1 protein-coding gene is annotated in these 1,262 nt (G+C 49.8%); it reads right to left on the bottom strand.

Annotated features, from left to right (window positions below; genetic code table 11):
* Positions 1 to 1,175, bottom strand: a 1,175-nt coding sequence (locus D1136_RS10755) for a hypothetical protein (RefSeq protein ID WP_161877617.1), incomplete at its 3' end; no start/stop codon positions are given.
* Positions 1,176 to 1,262: the final 87 nt, after the last annotated feature.

The following is a 1,262-nucleotide window of genomic DNA, read 5'->3' as shown; positions in this document are numbered from 1 at the left end:
GATTGGAATATAAATTCCGTACTGTCGGGATATTCCACACAGAAGTCAAACGAGCTTGTACTGTCAATGGGAATTTCCCTGATCATTTTTAAGCGTGGCACGATGGCAAACAAACGTGGTTGCTTGGCCGGTCTTCCCCAGAAGTTTTTCAGTTTTCCGGAAAACCCCTGTGTGAGTTCTAAGAAAAAAGGGAGTTTGCTGTATTCTTTCCGAACAGCTTTGGTGACGTCAAATCTTTGCCACCCCTGTGTCATGAGTAGAATATCCATCATCCTGGAGCGGTATGCCTGTTGAATTCCGGGGTCAAAATACCATCCTGGGTCTTCAATGTGTCCTTTTAGATCAGAATCGAGCAGAAAATAACTGACAATGTTGTTGTCCCACCGCCTGTCACCCGAAAGCAGGGAATCTGTCACAGCCACAGAACAGCTGATGGAGTCCTCTCCCGTGCATTCAACTGTCATCAGGATGCTGTCTCGCTTTGCGTACTGCTTCCGGTCAGTCGATAACGTCACCTCCTTTGCTTCTTTCGGGTATACGAATGCCATCCTGCTGCTGTAGAGGTTTCCTTCTCCATCGGTGAGCACTCCGTGAATGATGCCCGGCGTCAGAGCATGTAGTGGTAAGGAACCGCATATGCCTTCGCCGATGGGCAGGACGGAGAGTAGTTTTCCCCTGCAATGGACCAGCAGATACAATTCTCGTTCCTTTAGGTATCCCGGATTTGCCAGGCACTTCCACTGCATCGTAGCGGAATCCGTGGTGACCTGTAATGCCACCCCTTGTTCTTTCACGTCTGGTAGTTCCACTCTTTTCTTTCCCCCTCCGGGTAGTATGACTTCAGCGTAATAGCTTCTTCCTACCTCCGGCTTGAGGGAGAAATGCCCCATTCCCCGGTGTGCCGCTACGAAAGGAACCACCGGAGTGTCGTCGTCTCTGAATACTTCCCCTGAAACCTGAACCCCGAATCCGTCTGTCCCGACGGCCTTGAATCCTACCCGGGAGGTGATGCCTGCGATAAGGTTTCCTCCTTCCGGGAAGAACCGGATATCCGTTTCGGAATCAGACATCCGTACAGGTACCTGCAGAATCCAGATGTATTCGAACGGCTCTTTGTTCAGGAACTGTAAACGAACTGTTGAGACGGAGTCTTCTTTTCTGATTCTCAACTGCATTCTTCCGTTTTTTTCCACCCTTGTGACAGAGCGGTCCACTTCTTTTTGGCGTGTGTACTGCCTGCTCTCTACAAAGAGTTTTTCGAA

The organism is Odoribacter sp. Z80 (assembly GCF_009935865.1).
Taxonomy (GTDB): domain Bacteria; phylum Bacteroidota; class Bacteroidia; order Bacteroidales; family Marinifilaceae; genus Odoribacter.
This window is presented reverse-complemented; position numbering and strand designations above follow the sequence as displayed.